Source organism: Euzebyella saccharophila (assembly GCF_014855495.1).
GTDB classification, from domain to species: Bacteria; Bacteroidota; Bacteroidia; order Flavobacteriales; family Flavobacteriaceae; genus Euzebyella; species Euzebyella saccharophila.
The window spans coordinates 403,893-420,152 of sequence record NZ_JACYFJ010000001.1; the positions used below are offsets into that span (position 1 = coordinate 403,893).

Genomic DNA, 16,260 nt, shown 5'->3' on the forward strand with positions numbered 1-16,260 from the left:
ATTTTTTTCAAAAACTATTTATTCATTAACTCTTCAATCTCCGCTACCTCGATAGGAATATTGGCCATAAGATTAAAAGGTTCCCCGTTTTCTTGAATAACTACGTCATCTTCTAAACGAACACCCATCTTTTCTTCAGGAATATAAATTCCCGGTTCAACGGTAAATACCATATTGGCTGCCATTGGCGATTTCAGTTCCCCGTAATCATGGGTGTTAAGGCCTATATGATGACTCGTACCATGCATAAAATATTTTTTATAGGCAGGCCAGTTCTTATTCTCATTTTGAACATCGGCTTTGTCCAAAAGACCAAGTCCCAATAATTCCGAAGTCATTAATTTACCACATTCAACATGGTATTCTGCCCAAACGGTACCTGGCACCAACATTTTGGTTGCTTCGTTCTTTACCCTAAGTACAGCTTCATATACCTGTTTCTGCCTAGGGGTAAATTTACCGTTTACCGGAATGGTCCTTGTAAGGTCGCTGGAATAGTTGGCATATTCGGCCGCCGTGTCCATCAAAATCATTTGACCATCAAGACAACGTTTATTGTTTTCCAAGTAGTGCAAGACATTGGCATTATTCCCCGCCGCGATTATGGGTGGGTATGCAAATCCTTTGGAGCGGTTGCGCACGAACTGATGCAACAGCTCCGCTTCTATTTCATATTCCCAAACCCCGGGCTCTACAAATTCCAGTACCCTTCTAAACCCTTTTTCGGTAATATTACAGGCCGTCTGCATCAATTCTATTTCTTCAGGCTCCTTTATCCCTCGAATTTTTTGGAGAATAGGATTGCTTTTAGCTACCTGATGGGCCGGGAACTTCTGTTTGCAATCTAAAATAAAACGGTCTTCTCTAGTTTGGGTTTCTACAGCTTGCCTATAGTGTTCATTGGTATTGAAGTAAATAGTATCTGCCTCTGTCATCAAATCAAAGAAAATCTTTTCAAAATCCTGAAGCCAATAGACCGTTTCAATTCCTGAAACTTCGGTAGCCTTTTCCTTGGTTAGTTTTTCACCTTCCCAGACTGCTATATGCGGGTTGGTCTCTCTTACAAATAGTATTTCCCTGTGATTTTTATTCATCGCATCAGGAAAAAGTAACAAACGGGTTTCCTCCTGATCCGCTCCTGAGAGATAAAATAAATCCCTATGTTGCTCAAAGGGCATTACGCTGTCTGCCCCAATTGGATAAATATCATTGGAATTAAAAACCGCAATGCTTTTTGGCTTCATTTGGGCCATGAATTTGCTTCGGTTCTTGATGAACAAGGAATTACTTATTTGCTCGTATTTCATAGAGATTTTATTTTGATTTAAAACAGCTGAAATGGCTCTCTAAAAAGTGAACCTACAGCTAATAACTGCATATTCTTTTCAGCGTATTCACATTTTTCAAAAGTAGGGATTTAAGAAAAGAACAAAGAATATAGGTATCTTAATTTACATTGTGAGGGGGAACTTTGAACCACAAAAAAAGAGGCCTATTTCTAGGCCTCTCCCTCTCAATTAAAGTTGGTTATGTTATTCTTCTAGTTTGAGGTAGTTTTTCTTTGTTAGGCCTAAATTAACAAAATATTAAGTTGTTGTACAAAACCCTTCCGTTTATTTTTAAGCTTTAAATGAATAAAGCATATGTCTCTTATCCCTAAAATTCTGAAAGACTGAACCTTATGAGGACCTTACTTCCACTCCTATTTTTTGCTTCTATTCTGGCTGCTCAAGCACAGCCTTCTCCAACTAGTTCGGAGCAGCTGAAAAACTCGTTGCAAGCCAAATTAAAGATGGAAGAACAAAGCTTGCTCAAGAATATTCCTTTGAAGAGTATTGGCCCAAGTATTATGAGCGGGAGAGTAGTAGACTTAGATGTAAACCCCAAAGACCCAACTGAATTTCTGGTTGCCTACGCTTCTGGGGGGCTATGGTATACCCAAAACAATGGCACTTCCTTTACCCCTCTCATGGATGAGACCCCTACACAAAATATGGGTGATATAGCGGTACACTGGCCTAGCAAAACCATTTGGGTCGGGACAGGAGAAAACAATGCCTCTAGATCATCTTACGCAGGTATAGGAGTTTTAAAGTCCTCGGATTTTGGCCGTACCTGGCACCATGTAGGTTTGGAAGACTCCCACCATATTGGACATATTTTAATCAACCCAGAAAACGAGAACGAGGTAATTGTAGGTGTTACCGGCCATTTATATTCCAGCAATGAGCAACGTGGCATTTATAAGACCAGCGATGGTGGAAAAACGTGGAAACAGACCTTATTCATTAATAAGGATACCGGAATTATTGACTTGGCCTCCACTCCAAACAATTTTAATGTCATTTATGCCGCAGCTTGGGAAAAGGACAGAAAGGCATGGGATTTTTTGGGCAATGGGCCCAATTCAGGAATCTATAAAAGTACGGATGGAGGTCAAAATTGGAAAAAACTTTCCGTTGAAGGAAGTGGTTTTCCTACTGGCGGCCATGTTGGTAGAATTGGTCTAGCCGTTTATGACCAACATACCATATACGCGCTTTTGGACAATCAAGGGCATAGAGAAAAAGTAACAGATAAGAAATCCAAAAAAGGTTTGGCTCCTAGGGATTTTGAGCGAATGGATTTGGAAGAATTTTTGAAGATGGATGACAAAAAATTGAATTCATTTCTTAAAAAGAATGGCTTCCAAGAAAAATATAGAGCTGAAAATGTAAAGCAAATGATCCGCAGCGGTGTTTCCAAACCAGCGGATATTACCAAATACTTGGAAAATGCAAATTCCATGCTTTTTGACACTCCAGTAATTGGCGCCGAGGTATATAAAAGTACAGATGGCGGACTTACATGGAAAAAACAGAACCAAGACTATATTGACGACTTTTATTATAGCTATGGTTATTACTTTGGGGAAATAAGAGTAGATACCAACGACAGTGACAAGATTTACATTGGCGGCGTGCCACTCCTAAAATCTTCCGATGGTGGCGCTACATTTGAGTCTATAAGCAAGGAAAACGTTCACGCCGATCATCAGGCCCTATGGGTCAACCCAAATAAACCAGGACATTTGATTAATGGAAATGATGGTGGTGTAAACATTTCGTACGATGATGGTGAACACTGGATGAAGAACAACTCTGCCAAGGTGGGCCAATTTTACGCTATCAATGTGGATAACAAAGAACCCTATCACGTCTATGGAGGGTTACAGGACAACGGAGTATGGGCAGGTCCCTATAATTCCATGGAAGATGTAGAATGGCATCAAATGGGCGAATATCCATGGAAATCACTAATGGGTGGGGATGGAATGCAGATTGAAATTGACAAAAGAAATTCTAACATTGTTTATACCGGCTATCAATTTGGCAATTACTATCGGATCGATAGAGCGGATAACTCTAGAAAATATATACAGCCAAAACATGAATTGGGCGAAGTCCCATATCGTTTTAATTGGCAAACCCCTATTTTACTTTCGGAACACAATCAAGATATTCTTTACTTAGGCAGCAATAAACTGCATAGATCCATGAACCAAGGAGATGATTGGGAGGTCATATCAATAGATTTAACACAAGGAGGCAAAAGGGGCAATGTAGCCTATGGAACTTTGACCACCATTTCTGAATCTCCTTTACTATTTGGTTTGTTATATACTGGAAGTGATGATGGATTAGTGCATATTAGTAAAGATGGCGGACATCATTGGGAACTAATATCAAATACTTTTCCCAAGAATTTATGGGTCAGTAGGATTGTGGCGTCCAAACACAAAAAGGAAAGAGTTTACTTGGCCTTGAACGGCTATCGCTGGGATGATTTTACCACCTACCTTTTTAAAAGTGAGGATTATGGGCAAACTTGGACGGATATTTCGGGAACTATTCCAAGTTCACCCGTAAATGCTTTCGTGGAGGATTTAGAGAACGAACAGCTGCTTTTTGTAGGTACCGATAACGGACTGTATGCTTCTTTAGATCAAGGTTCATCTTGGGAAGCGCTAAAAAAGGGGATACCATCAGTGGCCATTCACGATTTGGTCATTCAAACTAAGGAAAAGCATCTTTTGGTGGGGAGCCATGGACGTAGCATCTATTTGGCCGATATAAAACATCTACAAAAACTATCCAAAGAAGTTTTTGAAAAGGAGCTATTTATTTTTGAATTGGACACCATAGAACACTCCAATAATTGGGGTAAAGCATCCGGAACATGGCAAAGGGCCAACACCCCGGGCCTTGACATCACGTTTTATTCAAAGCAAGACTCCAAAATTTCCGTTGCCGTAAAAAACGAACAGAACATTACCGTTAGTTTTACTGAAACGGATGCCGATAAAGGGATAAATATTCTCTCTTACGACCTGGCTTTTTCGGAAAGTGGAAAAGCCCACTATCAAAAGAAAACAAAAGATGCTCGATCAACGAGCGAAGATGGCAAAACCTACCTGCCCAAAGGGAGCTATACGGTTCACCTTTCGAATAAAAATTATAAGACTCATGGAACATTTGAGATCAAGTAACATTGACTTAAAATAAAAAAAGCCCTTTTGCAAGGGCCATTTTTTGTTAAGTAGGTACAAGGTTAATTTGGTTCCGATTTGGGTCGGATAATCTTTTGTAGGTTCTAGTTTTAAGTTTGGGTTTAAAACTAATTAGGTTAAGTTCAAAGTGCGATTTGGGATTGCTCTATCACTTAATTACAATGTAAAACTAAGGCATCCATTTGAGCTACCTAAATTTATGTTGTGAAGTATGCCATCTCTGTGGTGAAAAAGGGGTATGATTTTTTTCTTCGATGAACGGTATCTTTTTTTATCAAAGTTGAAAGTATGAAACAAAAAAAATCCCGGCGGGGGGCCGGGATTATTAAGATTTGGAATGTTTCAATTATGCATGTTGTTCTTCATGCTTACCTTCTTTGATTTCCTCAATCAACTTATCGTTAAAAGCAGGTAAATCGTTCGGATTTCTACTGGTTACAAAGCCTTGGTCTACTACAACCTCTTGGTCTACCCAATTGGCACCGGCATTTACCAAGTCGTCTTTGATGGAACTGAAAGATGTTAATTTTCTTCCTTTTACTACGTCGGCACTGATTAAGATTTGTGGTGCGTGGCAAATGGCCGCTACAGGCTTTTCTTGTTTGAAAAAGTCTCTCACGAATACCAGAGCGTCTTCGTTTCTCCTTAACATATCAGGATTGATTACACCGCCCGGTAACATCAGGGCATTATAATCGTTCGCACTAACTTGATCCAACGTTTTATCAACTTTATAGGAATTTGACCAGTTTCCATCGGCCCATCCTTTAATTTCTCCAGCTTCCGGACTTACGATTTCTACGTTAAATCCTTCTTTTTCCATCGCTTCTTTTGGCGACTTCAATTCACTTTCTTCAAATCCATTTGTAGCTAAAATTGCTATCCTCTTCATTTGTATATTGTTTTATATGATTAATAATTAATTACATTACAAATATACCCCGCTAAGGCCGCCCGGATCAACGGTAAACAAGAGGATATTTGCTCTATTGCTGAAGCTGTAGGTGCACCAATACTTCTTTTAGGCATCGATCTAGTTCTTTCTTTATTTCCGTTTCCCAAAACCTAAAAACTTTATAGCCTTGTCTGTCTAATTCTTCATTTACCTCAGCATCCCTTTGCATGTTCCTTTCAATTTTAGCAATCCAAAATTCCCGATTGGTCTTAATCTTGGGTTTACGCTCTTCCCAATTGAAACCATGCCAATACTCCCCATCAATAAAGATGACGGTTCTATATTTTTTCAGGACGATGTCCGGCTTCCCGATCAGCTTCTTATAATCAACCCGGTATCTGTATCCCGCTGCATAAAGTGCCTTTCTAAAAGCAAGTTCAGGTTTGGTATTCTTACCGCGGATCTTACTCATTATTTTGGAACGCTTGGGTGTCGTATAAAAACCAGACTCCTCATTAAAACGTGGAACCTTAATACGTTCTTCAGGATATTTCTTTGACATGCTTTAAAATAAAAAAATCCCGCATTCCTTTCATTGGAATACGGGATTGATTTTATCCTGTTAACTAAAGAAATTGATTCATGAGAATCAACCCTTGGGTTTGCTATCCTTTTATACTAGCAGTTAAATACTCTCGGTTCATGCGTGCAATGGTCTCCAAGGAAATGCCTTTTGGGCATTCTACCTCACAGGCACCAGTATTGGTACAGTTACCAAAACCTTCCAAATCCATTTGCTTTACCATATTCTGAACCCTTTCCGTGGCCTCTACTTGCCCTTGTGGCAATAAGGCGTATTGGGAAACCTTGGCTCCAACAAATAACATCGCCGAAGCATTTTTACAGGTAGCCACACACGCACCACATCCAATACAAGTAGCGGCATCCATTGCTTTATCCGCTGCTTCCTTTGCAATGGGCAATGCGTTCGCATCTTGTGTGTTTCCGGAAGTATTCACGGAAATGTAGCCTCCCGCATGTTGTATGCGATCAAAGGAGGACCTGTCTACCACCAAATCTTTCATTACAGGAAAAGCTTTGGCCCTAAACGGTTCTATGGTGATAGTGTCTCCATCCTTGAACATACGCATGTGCAATTGGCAAGTGGTCACTCCCCTATCAGGGCCGTGTGCCTCTCCGTTAATGAACATGGAACACATACCACAGATACCTTCGCGACAGTCGTGATCGAAAGCTACCGGGTCTTCTCCTTTGTTTATAAGCTGTTCATTTAAAACATCCATCATTTCCAAGAAAGACATGTGCTCAGAAATATCGGATACTTTATAATCAACCATTTTACCCTTACTTTTTGAGTCTTTTTGCCTCCAAATTTTAAGTGTAAGATTCATGTTGCTCATATCCTTAATTTTATTTGTACGAACGTTGTTTCAGTTCGATATCGTTAAATTCTAATTCTTCTTTGTGTAAAACCGCATCGGCAGGTTCTCCTGTATATTCCCAAGCGGAAACAAAAGCAAAGTCCTCGTCATTACGCTTGGCCTCTCCTTTTTGCTCACCATCAAGCTCTACGGATTCTTCCCTAAAATGACCTCCACAAGATTCCTCCCTAACAAGTGCATCCTTGGCAAACAGTTCACCTAACTCCAAGAAATCTGCTACTCTACCGGCTTTCTCCAATTCTGGATTTAGCTCATCCATTTTCCCGGGAACGGAGACATTTTTCCAGAAGTCTTCACGCAATTCCTTTATCTCTGCTATAGCCTCTTTAAGACCTTGAGCGTTTCTGGACATACCGCATTTCTCCCACATGATATTACCCAATTTCTTGTGGTAATAGTCAACAGAATGTTCGCCCTTGTTATTCACGAAAAAGCTCAAGCGTTCTCTTACTTCCTTCTCAGCTTCTTCAAACTCCGGGCCTTCGGTTGAAATTCTACCCGTTCTAATATCACCTGACAGGTAATCCCCAATCGTATATGGCAAAACAAAATACCCATCTGCAAGTCCTTGCATCAATGCCGAAGCTCCCAACCGGTTGGCACCATGATCGGAGAAATTCGCCTCCCCAATACAATATAGGCCGGGTACGGTAGTCATTAGGTTATAATCTACCCAAACGCCACCCATGGTATAGTGCACCGCAGGATAAATCATCATTGGGGTTTCATACGGATTTTCATCGACGATTTTCTCGTACATCTGAAACAAGTTTCCATATTTTGCCTCTACGATTGCTTTACCTAAATCATATATTTTAGAGGCCGATGGATTGCTGATATTCTGAATTTTTGCCTGTTCCTTACCATAACGGGTAATTGCCGAAGCAAAATCCAAATATACCGCCTCCCCTGTAGCATTTACTCCGTAGCCGGCATCACAACGCTCCTTTGCTGCCCTAGAAGCAACATCTCTAGGTACAAGGTTACCAAAGGCAGGATAACGTCTCTCCAAGTAGTAGTCTCTTTCTTCCTCAGAAAGATCTGTTGGTTTCTTACGCCCCTCCCTAATAGCTTTTACATCTTCCATATTTTTGGGAACCCAAATACGACCATCATTCCGAAGGGACTCCGACATTAGTGTCAATTTGGACTGGTAATCCCCAGAACGAGGTATACAGGTTGGGTGTATTTGAGTATAACAAGGATTGGCAAAGAAAGCCCCCTTTTTATGAATTTTCCAACCCGCGGAAACGTTAGACCCCATCGCGTTGGTAGAAAGGAAGAAAACATTTCCATAACCACCAGAAGCTATCACTACGGCGTGAGCCGAGTGGCGCTCAATTTCACCGGTCACTAGGTTACGGGCAATAATTCCTCGTGCCTTTCCGTCAATCTTTACAACATCAAGCATTTCATGACGGTTGAACATTTCAATCTTACCACGGGCTATTTGCCTGTTCATGGCCGAATAGGCCCCTAGTAGCAATTGCTGACCTGTTTGCCCCTTGGCGTAGAAAGTTCTTGAAACCAATACCCCTCCAAAAGAACGGTTATCCAGAAGACCACCGTAGTCACGGGCGAATGGAACCCCTTGGGCCACGCATTGGTCAATTATATTCGCTGAAACTTCCGCCAAACGGTAAACATTGGCTTCCCGTGAGCGGTAGTCACCCCCTTTTACAGTATCATAAAACAATCTGTAAGTGGAGTCGCCATCTCCCTGATAGTTCTTTGCAGCGTTAATTCCCCCTTGAGCAGCAATGGAATGTGCTCTCCTTGGGGAATCTTGATAACAAAACGCCTTCACGTTATAGCCCAATTCTGCCAAAGTAGCGGAGGCAGAACCGCCAGCAAGACCTGTACCCACCACAATTACGTCTATAAGACGCTTATTGGCAGGGTTAACAAGATTAATATGATTTTTATGGTTTGTCCACTTATCTTTCAATGGACCTTTAGGTACTTTAGAATCCAATACTGCCATATATTTAATGTGTTATTGGGTTAAGATGATGGTATAAAGCGATAAATATGAATCCCAAAGGAATAACAATCGCATATACTTTTGTAAAAGTTTGTATGGCCGATTTGTATTTATTGTTCACACCCATACTTTGAAATGAGGAAGCAAATCCATGCCAAAGGTGCAATGCCAATAGGACAAAGGAAATTACATAGATAACCGTACGCCAAAAAGGTTCAAACTTTTCAACCGTTTCCTCATAATACCTTGTAGGGTCTTCTGGGTTACCCGCAATGTATTTATAGCTCATTTCATGTACCCAAAAATCATAAAAATGAAGACCCAGGAACGCCAACACTACAAGACCTGTAATGATCATGTTTCTTGACATCCAAGAGGCATTGGCACTTCCGTTGTACTTGTTGTATTTGATGGCCCTTGCATTGTTGTTTTTAATTTCCAAGGCAATTCCCATAACAAAATGAACTATCACCCCTGCAATTAATATGGGCTGAAGTACAAATTGCACCAATCCGTTGTAGCCCATAAAATGGGACCACTCGTTAAAGGTATCGGGCGCAATGACCGATGTAATGTTTATGGTAAAGTGTTGGGCCAGAAAAAAGACCAAAAAAAGACCCGATAAGGCCATAACGACTTTTCGGGCTATCGAAGATTTTATCAATCCGCTCATTATTAAGTTTCAATTAGTTTTAGACCGTCTACAAAAATAGTTCATAGACGCCGCTTTAACAAACTTTGAACGCGGTATCCAAGGTTATTTAGACCCATTATAATCAAGACGTTTTAGCTGTTTAATCTCTCTATAAAAAACACCGCTTTTTGAGGTAAAAAATTAAACAATAACACATCTAACCAAATAAAATTATAGCCTCCTAAAACCTCTCAATTATCTTAATTTCATCTATTTAAGACCTATTTTACCATTCTACGAATAACAATCCGTAACAAATTGTATTTTTAGAACGTTCAAAATCAACTAGCACATAAGCATGGATATTGCCCTGCTCTCCGTGAGCAATAACGTTTATTCAACGCAAAGAATAGCCCAAGAAGCTCAAAACCTAGGCCATTATATTGAACAGGTTGACCATACCCAATGCTCAGTAAAACTTGGTGGCGAATCTCCCGCAATTTATTTAAGGGAAGAAAATATCACCAACGAATTTGATGCTATCATTCCTAGAATTGGCGCTAAAGTAACCAAGCACGGAGTAGCCATTGTTAAACAATTTGAAATTAATGGTACGTTTAGTTCCGCACGATCACTGAGCATTGCAAGGGCGAGAAATAAGATAAGGTCCCTGCAGCTTATGTCACAAAAGGGTATTCCCATTCCTGAAACCTTATTTTCCATTGACCCTGATACTATTGAGGAACAAATAAAAATACTTGGTGGCGCACCTGTTATCATAAAAATCCAAGAAGGGACCCACGGTTTGGGCGTTATTCTTGCCGAATCCCAAAAGTCTGCAAAATCCATTATTGATACGTTCTATAAAATGGATACCAGCATTTTACTCCAGAAATATATAGCGGAAAGCAATGGTGAGGACATTCGCATTTTTGTGGTGGGCGATAAAGTGGTAGCAAGTATGAAGCGCATAAGTTCCCAAGATGAATTTAGAAGCAATGTGCACAGGGGCGGTAAAACAGAAAAAATAAAACTCACCAAAAAAGAAGAGGAAATTGCCATTAACGCGGCCAAACATATAGGGCTGGGAGTTGCAGGAGTTGACCTTATAAGATCCAATAAAGGCCCTTTATTGATAGAAGTCAACGCCTCCCCAGGACTACGAGGTATTGAGGCTGCCACAGGAATAAATGTAGCAAGGGAAATTGTTCTTTACGTAGAAAAAAATTGCAAAAAGAAACGATGGAGATAAACCACAATAAGGAGATTACCATTGGGGGCACTACCGTAAAGCCAGGTCAAAATAAGCTTGTAAACATAAGTATTGACCGACTGCCAACCGGAACACTAATCGATATACCGGTATATGTGTTCAATGCAAAAAAACCCGGTCCCGTTGTCTTGGTTCAGGCGGGATTACATGGAGATGAGGTAAACGGTGTAGAAGTGGTAAGAAGAATGCTGGCCGAAAAGCAATTGCAGGTCTCAAAAGGAGCTGTTATTGCAGTGCCCATTCTTAATATTTTTGGTTTTATACATTTTTCTAGGGACGTACCAGATGGGAAGGATGTGAATAGAAGTTTTCCGGGGACTAAATCAGGTTCTATGGCCAGTAGAATAGCTTTTCATTATACCCGTGAAATACTTCCGCATATAGATTTTGGCATTGACCTACATACTGGTGGAGGACAAAGACATAACTTTCCTCAAATAAGATTTACCCAAGAAGACAAAAATAGTAGGGAGCTAGCTAAGTTATTCAATGCCCCGTTATGTTTTCCTTCCAGTCTAATTAAAGGCTCCTTTAGAAAAACGGCATTTAACCTTAACAAACCGATCATCGTGTACGAAGCAGGTGAAAGTATGCGATTTGATGATTTTTCCATTTCAGAAGGAATCCAAGGAGTTTTAAATATCCTTAAACATTTTGGAATGACGGAAACGGAAATTAAAATAAAACCACCGAGCTCACTTTATTTAGAGGATCGAAAATGGCTACGTGCTCCCACTGCCGGAATGTTTGTACCTAAAGTTAAAAATGGCGGCCCTATAAAAAGTGGTGAATTAATGGGATTGGTTTCGGACACTTTTGCCAAACGAACCAAAAAGATAAAAGCTCCTTATGATGGAGTGGTTATTTGTATAAATCATCAGGCCGTAGTGAACCAAGGCGATGCTCTTTTTCATATTGGAAAGAAAATGCAACAGACTGATCAGTATGTTCTTAACTGAGGAACTCAGCAATTTTTCATCGTTTGTGCCGTTTACCGATTTTAAGTCTAGCTTAGTCCCGTTTTACAGGACTTTGCATCCACTTTAAGAACTGCCTACACCGACTCGTTAGTCGGTTTGAATGATTGTAGCTCACTTAGATATTTTCAACCCTCCATATCTTCCAACTGAATGGAAAGGGCCTTCGTTGATAGCTGTACTTCGATAAATGATAATACTAAACTGACCATTAAAGCCAACAGACTGATACCAAAAACCAGATTGGCCCAAAATCGCTGTTCGATATAAATTAACGACATGGTGATAACCGCCAATAAAAAACTAAAGATAGCGGTGGCCTGCATGTTTTTGATGATGGTCAGCCGTTTTCGGAGTTTTCTAACTTGTAATGCTATGGTGCCCGATTCTGTTTCTTGGTATTTTTGGTGCAATTGCCTGATCAAGGCCGCAATGGCCAAATACCTCGCATTGTAGGCCAACATAGTCAAGGAGATGGCCGGGAATAAAAGTGCCGGAATGCTAAGGGTCAATTCCATCTACTCTAGGAATTTTACAGAACTTGACTTTTCTGCCGTTGGAAAGTTATCCGGAATTTCTTGGGTCACCTTTCCTGTGGCGGCCCATTCGCTGCCCCGTAACATACTCACCATAAAACCAACGCTCTCAACAGAATAATCGGCATGGCCCATGATATTGTGGAAAATTCGGCCTTTGCCATAATTCAATACCATTAAAGCTGGTTCGTGCCTAGCCGTACCTTTATACTCTTCCGAAGAATAAGCGGTTGCCAAAACTTCCATATTTTCGGCAGGGCCTCTTAAACAATCATAGAGTTCATCTTTGGCATGCAACCATTTTTTGGGCATACCTTTTGTAATGGGGTGGTCAAAATTGCGAACCTGAATCTGGTATTCATGTTGTGGACCATGGGAACCGGCATGACCGGGAGAATTATCCCTTATCAATTTTCCTTCATCGTTGTAATATACGTACGGACCGTCTTTTTCGTTTCTGTCTCCCCATCCACCTAGTCCAATCATTTGGTTGTAGGCTTCCCATTCAGGAAAGGAGTTATCAGCGGCATGAAAAACGACAAGTCCGCCCCCTTTTTTGATAAACTTTTCAAACTCTTTTTTGGTTTCCTCTGGCCATGGTGCGGCATTCCATCCAAAATTACAGACAATCAAATCGTATTTTGAGAATTTTGGTGCGTAAGCAGGATCCGCCTTGGGTTTCTCAAAAGCTTCAGTTCCTTCCGTTCCTGCAATACTATAATCTTCTAAAAATTGTTCTCCCTGCCAGGTGTAGGCAGAACGGGCGACATCCACAGAAAACAACCCTGTTTTCTCCATTTCCGCCTTTAACATATATGTAATCTTAGGCCAATGTTCGTGATTGTTTTGCCCATCTACAATAAGCGTTTTAATTGATTTTTCTGAGGATTGGGAAATACCGAGGCTACAAATCATAGTGGCCAAAACTGTGAGAATAATACGTGGTTGAGTCTTCATATTTCATTTTTGCCCTATAAATATAATAGATTACCTAGAAGAATTTATAGTAAGAGGGAACAATCTAGGTGATTCGTTGTAAATTCACTTTCTCTTTGCCGAATTATGAACGTGAGAATTAAACCACCAAAAAGCAAACTTCCGGAAGTAAAGACAACCATTTTTTCTACTATTGGAGTATTGGCCCGAAAGTATAATGCGACCGACCTATCACAAGGTTTTCCGAATTTTGAAATAGATCCTGAACTTATTAGGCTAGTTAATGAATCGATGCACTTTGGATACAATCAATATGCGCCCATGCAGGGTCATTTGGGTTTACGGGAAGCCATATCGGAAAAAATTGAAAAGCTACATAAAACCCGCTACCATGTGGATGATGAAATTACCATCACCGTAGGTGCTACCCAAGCTATTTACACCTCCATTGCTGCCTTTGTACACCCCGGAGACGAAGTGATTATTCTTAAACCTTCTTACGATAGTTACGAACCTTCCATTTTGGCCAATGGAGGTACTCCTGTTCCTGTTCAAATGAGCAAAGGCGATTACCAAGTGGATTGGACTGAACTTAAGGAAAAAATTTCAGGGAAGACTAGAATGATGATTATCAACACGCCCCACAACCCAAGTGGCAGAGTCTTCAGTAAAGAGGAAATGCTTCAACTGCAAGAAATTTTGAGACCCACCAACATTATACTTATTAGTGACGAGGTATACGAACATATTGTTTTTAACAATTATGAGCATCAAAGTGCGTCCAGATTTGAAGATTTGGCCCAACGCAGTTTTGTTTGTGCCTCCTTTGGCAAAACCTTTCATGTTACAGGGTGGAAAGTTGGTTACTGTGTGGCCCCAAAGGACTTAATGGCGGAGTTCAGAAAAGTGCATCAATTTGCAGTTTATTCCATACATCACCCCATTCAAAATGCTTTGGCAACCTATCTAAAACAAGAAACGAACTATTTAAATCTACGAAAATTCTATCAGGATAAAAGGGATTTGTTCTTAAGTGCTTTGGCCGGTTCCAAATTTAAGTTCACACCAACCCAAGGAACTTATTTTCAGTTATTGGATTATACAAATATTACTTCTGAAGACGATGACCTTTTAGCGGAACGGCTTATAAAAGAACATCAATTGGCCAGTATACCCATTTCATCGTTTAATATAGACCGCCGGCAAGATGGCGTTCTACGATTCTGTTTTGCCAAAAAGAAAGAGACCTTGTTAAAAGCAGCGGAGATTCTATGTAGTCTAAAGTGATTTAAACTGCAAGGTCGTACCTCATCAACCAATCAGTTTGCTTATCATCTCCCACTATATATGGATGAGTGCCAAATTTATAGAAGCCGTTTTTCTCATAGAACTTGATGGCACTGTGATTTTCTTCCCAGACCCCTAACCAAATAAAATTTTTATCTCTGTTCTTGGCAATGGTCTTCACTTCTTCTATCAGGTGCGCTCCAATTCCCTTTCCTTGATAATTTTGCAGCACATATATTCTCTCCAACTCCAAGGCCTCATCAATTTTCAAATCTGATTGTGCCCCAAATTCATTGACTTTAATATAACCTGCAAGTGCATCTCCATCCCATAAAAAGTAGAAAGAAGCGTGTTTTTGATTCAGTTCCTTTTTTAACCGATCTGCCGAAAAAGCTTCGGACATATACTTTTCAAAATCGACAGGGTCATTCTGCTTTTCAAAAGCAGCACGAAAGGTCTCACTTGAAATTTTCACCAAGTTATCCAAATCACTTGATTGACATTTTATTAGACGGTACCGATGCTGTTCATCCATGGTCCAATTTAAATAAAAGGCATAAAAAAAGAGCAACCTTTGGGGAAATTGCTCTTACATTTTATTCTTTCAAAAAGTATTATAGCATAAATAACTTTTTGGTCAATAACACAATACCGCTTAGAAATTCATAGCGATATACTTGGATGTCTTCTTTAGTTTGGTTCATTTGGGCTTCCATAGGCTGTAGGTTTAGTTCAATTTTACAATTGGATTTGGGTTTATAAAGTAGTTCTTGCAATTAATTATATCCTAAAACTACAATAGAATTCAACAGTAGTAAAATACTTGTTGTGAACAGCCTAAAATTTGTTGTGAAAATGAACAAGCCCTTAGATTTTCAAAATATTCAAGATTCTACTTACAATCGTACTATAGGAATGTAGGAATTAGATGGTCATTTCGGTGATGTCACCTTCGATAATCAATGTACCCTCTGTTGCTGCTTTTATCTCCTCAACAGAGACTCCGGGAGCTCTTTCTTTCAATTCAAAACCTCTTGAGGTTACTTCAATCACGGCCAAGTTGGTCACAATTTTGGTCACACAGCCCACTCCTGTTAAGGGCAGCGAACATTTCTTCAGCAACTTGGACTCTCCAGCTCTATTGGTATGCATCATAGCAACGATGATATTTTCTGCGGAAGCTACCAAATCCATGGCACCCCCCATACCTTTCACCATTTTCCCAGGTATTTTCCAGTTGGCTATATCGCCATTTTCTGCCACCTCCATGGCACCAAGAATAGTTAAGTCTACATGTTGCCCCCTTATCATTCCAAAACTCGTGGCCGAATCAAAAAAAGAGGCTCCCGGAAGCGTGGTAATGGTTTGCTTACCGGCGTTGATTATGTCTGCATCTTCTTCCCCCTCAAAAGGAAACGGCCCCATGCCCAAGACGCCGTTCTCACTTTGAAACTCCACACTAATATCGTCCCTCACAAAATTGGCCACCAAAGTGGGAATACCTATTCCGAGGTTTACATAATAACCATCTTTTACTTCTTTAGCTATTCTTTTTGCTATTCCGTTTTTATCCAACATGATACTCTTAATTTTCTACTTTGTTAATTTGAAAATTGGGACAATTACCATTTCTCGCTCGTTGAAAAAATTTTCGAGACAAACAAAATCGTTTAGTGTAGATTTTTCAATAGGTTTTCATTTGTCTGCATCAGCCAATTATCACCTT

General features: G+C 40.2%; 14 protein-coding genes. 4 read left to right on the forward strand and 10 right to left on the reverse strand.

The window, feature by feature from the left end; genetic code table 11:
- Positions 1-14 precede the first annotated feature (14 nt).
- Positions 15-1,307, reverse strand: coding sequence for an aminopeptidase P family protein (locus IL355_RS01655; protein ID WP_192460467.1), 1,293 nt, complete (start codon positions 1,305-1,307; stop codon positions 15-17).
- Between the two features lie 374 nt (positions 1,308-1,681).
- On the opposite strand from IL355_RS01655, the gene IL355_RS01660 reads away from it, so the two are divergent.
- Positions 1,682-4,528: a VPS10 domain-containing protein gene (locus IL355_RS01660; protein WP_192460468.1), complete on the forward strand. Its 2,847-nt coding sequence runs from the start codon at positions 1,682-1,684 to the stop codon at positions 4,526-4,528.
- Positions 4,529-4,895: 367 nt separating this feature from the next.
- Here IL355_RS01660 and IL355_RS01665 read toward each other — a convergent pair whose 3' ends face one another.
- The 5 genes from IL355_RS01665 to IL355_RS01685 form a co-directional block, all read right to left on the reverse strand.
- A complete protein-coding gene (locus IL355_RS01665) occupies positions 4,896-5,441 on the reverse strand; it encodes a type 1 glutamine amidotransferase domain-containing protein (protein WP_192460469.1) in 546 nt (181 codons plus the stop codon).
- 94 nt (positions 5,442-5,535) lie between these two features.
- The gene (locus IL355_RS01670; RefSeq protein WP_192460470.1) at positions 5,536-6,006 is read right to left on the reverse strand and encodes a very short patch repair endonuclease; all 471 of its coding nucleotides are present in this window, start codon (positions 6,004-6,006) and stop codon (positions 5,536-5,538) included.
- A gap of 103 nt (positions 6,007-6,109) precedes the next feature.
- Positions 6,110-6,865: a succinate dehydrogenase/fumarate reductase iron-sulfur subunit gene (locus IL355_RS01675; protein ID WP_187456410.1), complete on the reverse strand. Its 756-nt coding sequence runs from the start codon at positions 6,863-6,865 to the stop codon at positions 6,110-6,112.
- 10 nt (positions 6,866-6,875) lie between these two features.
- A complete protein-coding gene (locus IL355_RS01680; RefSeq protein WP_192460471.1) occupies positions 6,876-8,891 on the reverse strand; it encodes a fumarate reductase/succinate dehydrogenase flavoprotein subunit in 2,016 nt (671 codons plus the stop codon).
- A gap of 4 nt (positions 8,892-8,895) precedes the next feature.
- The gene (locus tag IL355_RS01685; RefSeq protein ID WP_187456412.1) at positions 8,896-9,564 is read right to left on the reverse strand and encodes a succinate dehydrogenase cytochrome b subunit; all 669 of its coding nucleotides are present in this window, start codon (positions 9,562-9,564) and stop codon (positions 8,896-8,898) included.
- Positions 9,565-9,883: 319 nt separating this feature from the next.
- On the opposite strand from IL355_RS01685, the gene IL355_RS01690 reads away from it, so the two are divergent.
- Entirely contained in the window at positions 9,884-10,777 is an 894-nt protein-coding gene (locus tag IL355_RS01690; RefSeq protein WP_192460472.1) for an ATP-grasp domain-containing protein, read from the forward strand.
- Positions 10,768-11,757, forward strand: a complete 990-nt coding sequence (locus IL355_RS01695; RefSeq protein WP_192460473.1) for a succinylglutamate desuccinylase/aspartoacylase family protein — start codon at positions 10,768-10,770, stop codon at positions 11,755-11,757. The genes IL355_RS01690 and IL355_RS01695 overlap by 10 nt, the downstream gene beginning before the upstream one ends.
- A gap of 146 nt (positions 11,758-11,903) precedes the next feature.
- Here the strand turns inward: IL355_RS01695 and IL355_RS01700 are convergent, their stop codons facing one another.
- Complete coding sequence (locus IL355_RS01700) at positions 11,904-12,293, reverse strand: DUF2721 domain-containing protein (RefSeq protein ID WP_192460474.1); 390 nt, start codon at positions 12,291-12,293, stop codon at positions 11,904-11,906.
- Positions 12,294-13,268: a ThuA domain-containing protein gene (locus tag IL355_RS01705; protein WP_192460475.1), complete on the reverse strand. Its 975-nt coding sequence runs from the start codon at positions 13,266-13,268 to the stop codon at positions 12,294-12,296.
- Positions 13,269-13,373: 105 nt separating this feature from the next.
- Here IL355_RS01705 and IL355_RS01710 point away from each other — a divergent pair, with 105 nt between their 5' ends.
- Positions 13,374-14,534, forward strand: coding sequence for a methionine aminotransferase (locus IL355_RS01710; protein WP_192460476.1), 1,161 nt, complete (start codon positions 13,374-13,376; stop codon positions 14,532-14,534).
- 1 nt (position 14,535) lies between these two features.
- Here IL355_RS01710 and IL355_RS01715 read toward each other — a convergent pair whose 3' ends face one another.
- Together IL355_RS01715 and IL355_RS01720 are read right to left on the reverse strand one after the other, a co-directional pair.
- Positions 14,536-15,069: a GNAT family N-acetyltransferase gene (locus IL355_RS01715; RefSeq protein WP_192460477.1), complete on the reverse strand. Its 534-nt coding sequence runs from the start codon at positions 15,067-15,069 to the stop codon at positions 14,536-14,538.
- Positions 15,070-15,458: 389 nt separating this feature from the next.
- Positions 15,459-16,112, reverse strand: coding sequence for a CoA transferase subunit B (locus IL355_RS01720; RefSeq protein ID WP_192460478.1), 654 nt, complete (start codon positions 16,110-16,112; stop codon positions 15,459-15,461).
- Positions 16,113-16,260 lie beyond the last annotated feature (148 nt).

Bases quoted from the DNA above. Each gene is read 5' to 3' on its own strand.
- IL355_RS01655 (WP_192460467.1), bottom strand. From the start codon at position 1,307: ATGAAATACGAGCAAATAAGTAATTCCTTGTTCATCAAGAACCGAAGC.
- IL355_RS01660 (WP_192460468.1), top strand. From the start codon at position 1,682: ATGAGGACCTTACTTCCACTCCTATTTTTTGCTTCTATTCTGGCTGCT.
- IL355_RS01665 (WP_192460469.1), bottom strand. From the start codon at position 5,441: ATGAAGAGGATAGCAATTTTAGCTACAAATGGATTTGAAGAAAGTGAA.
- IL355_RS01670 (WP_192460470.1), bottom strand. From the start codon at position 6,006: ATGTCAAAGAAATATCCTGAAGAACGTATTAAGGTTCCACGTTTTAAT.
- IL355_RS01675 (WP_187456410.1), bottom strand. From the start codon at position 6,865: ATGAGCAACATGAATCTTACACTTAAAATTTGGAGGCAAAAAGACTCA.
- IL355_RS01680 (WP_192460471.1), bottom strand. From the start codon at position 8,891: ATGGCAGTATTGGATTCTAAAGTACCTAAAGGTCCATTGAAAGATAAG.
- IL355_RS01685 (WP_187456412.1), bottom strand. From the start codon at position 9,564: ATGAGCGGATTGATAAAATCTTCGATAGCCCGAAAAGTCGTTATGGCC.
- IL355_RS01690 (WP_192460472.1), top strand. From the start codon at position 9,884: ATGGATATTGCCCTGCTCTCCGTGAGCAATAACGTTTATTCAACGCAA.
- IL355_RS01695 (WP_192460473.1), top strand. From the start codon at position 10,768: ATGGAGATAAACCACAATAAGGAGATTACCATTGGGGGCACTACCGTA.
- IL355_RS01700 (WP_192460474.1), bottom strand. From the start codon at position 12,293: ATGGAATTGACCCTTAGCATTCCGGCACTTTTATTCCCGGCCATCTCC.
- IL355_RS01705 (WP_192460475.1), bottom strand. From the start codon at position 13,268: ATGAAGACTCAACCACGTATTATTCTCACAGTTTTGGCCACTATGATT.
- IL355_RS01710 (WP_192460476.1), top strand. From the start codon at position 13,374: ATGAACGTGAGAATTAAACCACCAAAAAGCAAACTTCCGGAAGTAAAG.
- IL355_RS01715 (WP_192460477.1), bottom strand. From the start codon at position 15,069: ATGGATGAACAGCATCGGTACCGTCTAATAAAATGTCAATCAAGTGAT.
- IL355_RS01720 (WP_192460478.1), bottom strand. From the start codon at position 16,112: ATGTTGGATAAAAACGGAATAGCAAAAAGAATAGCTAAAGAAGTAAAA.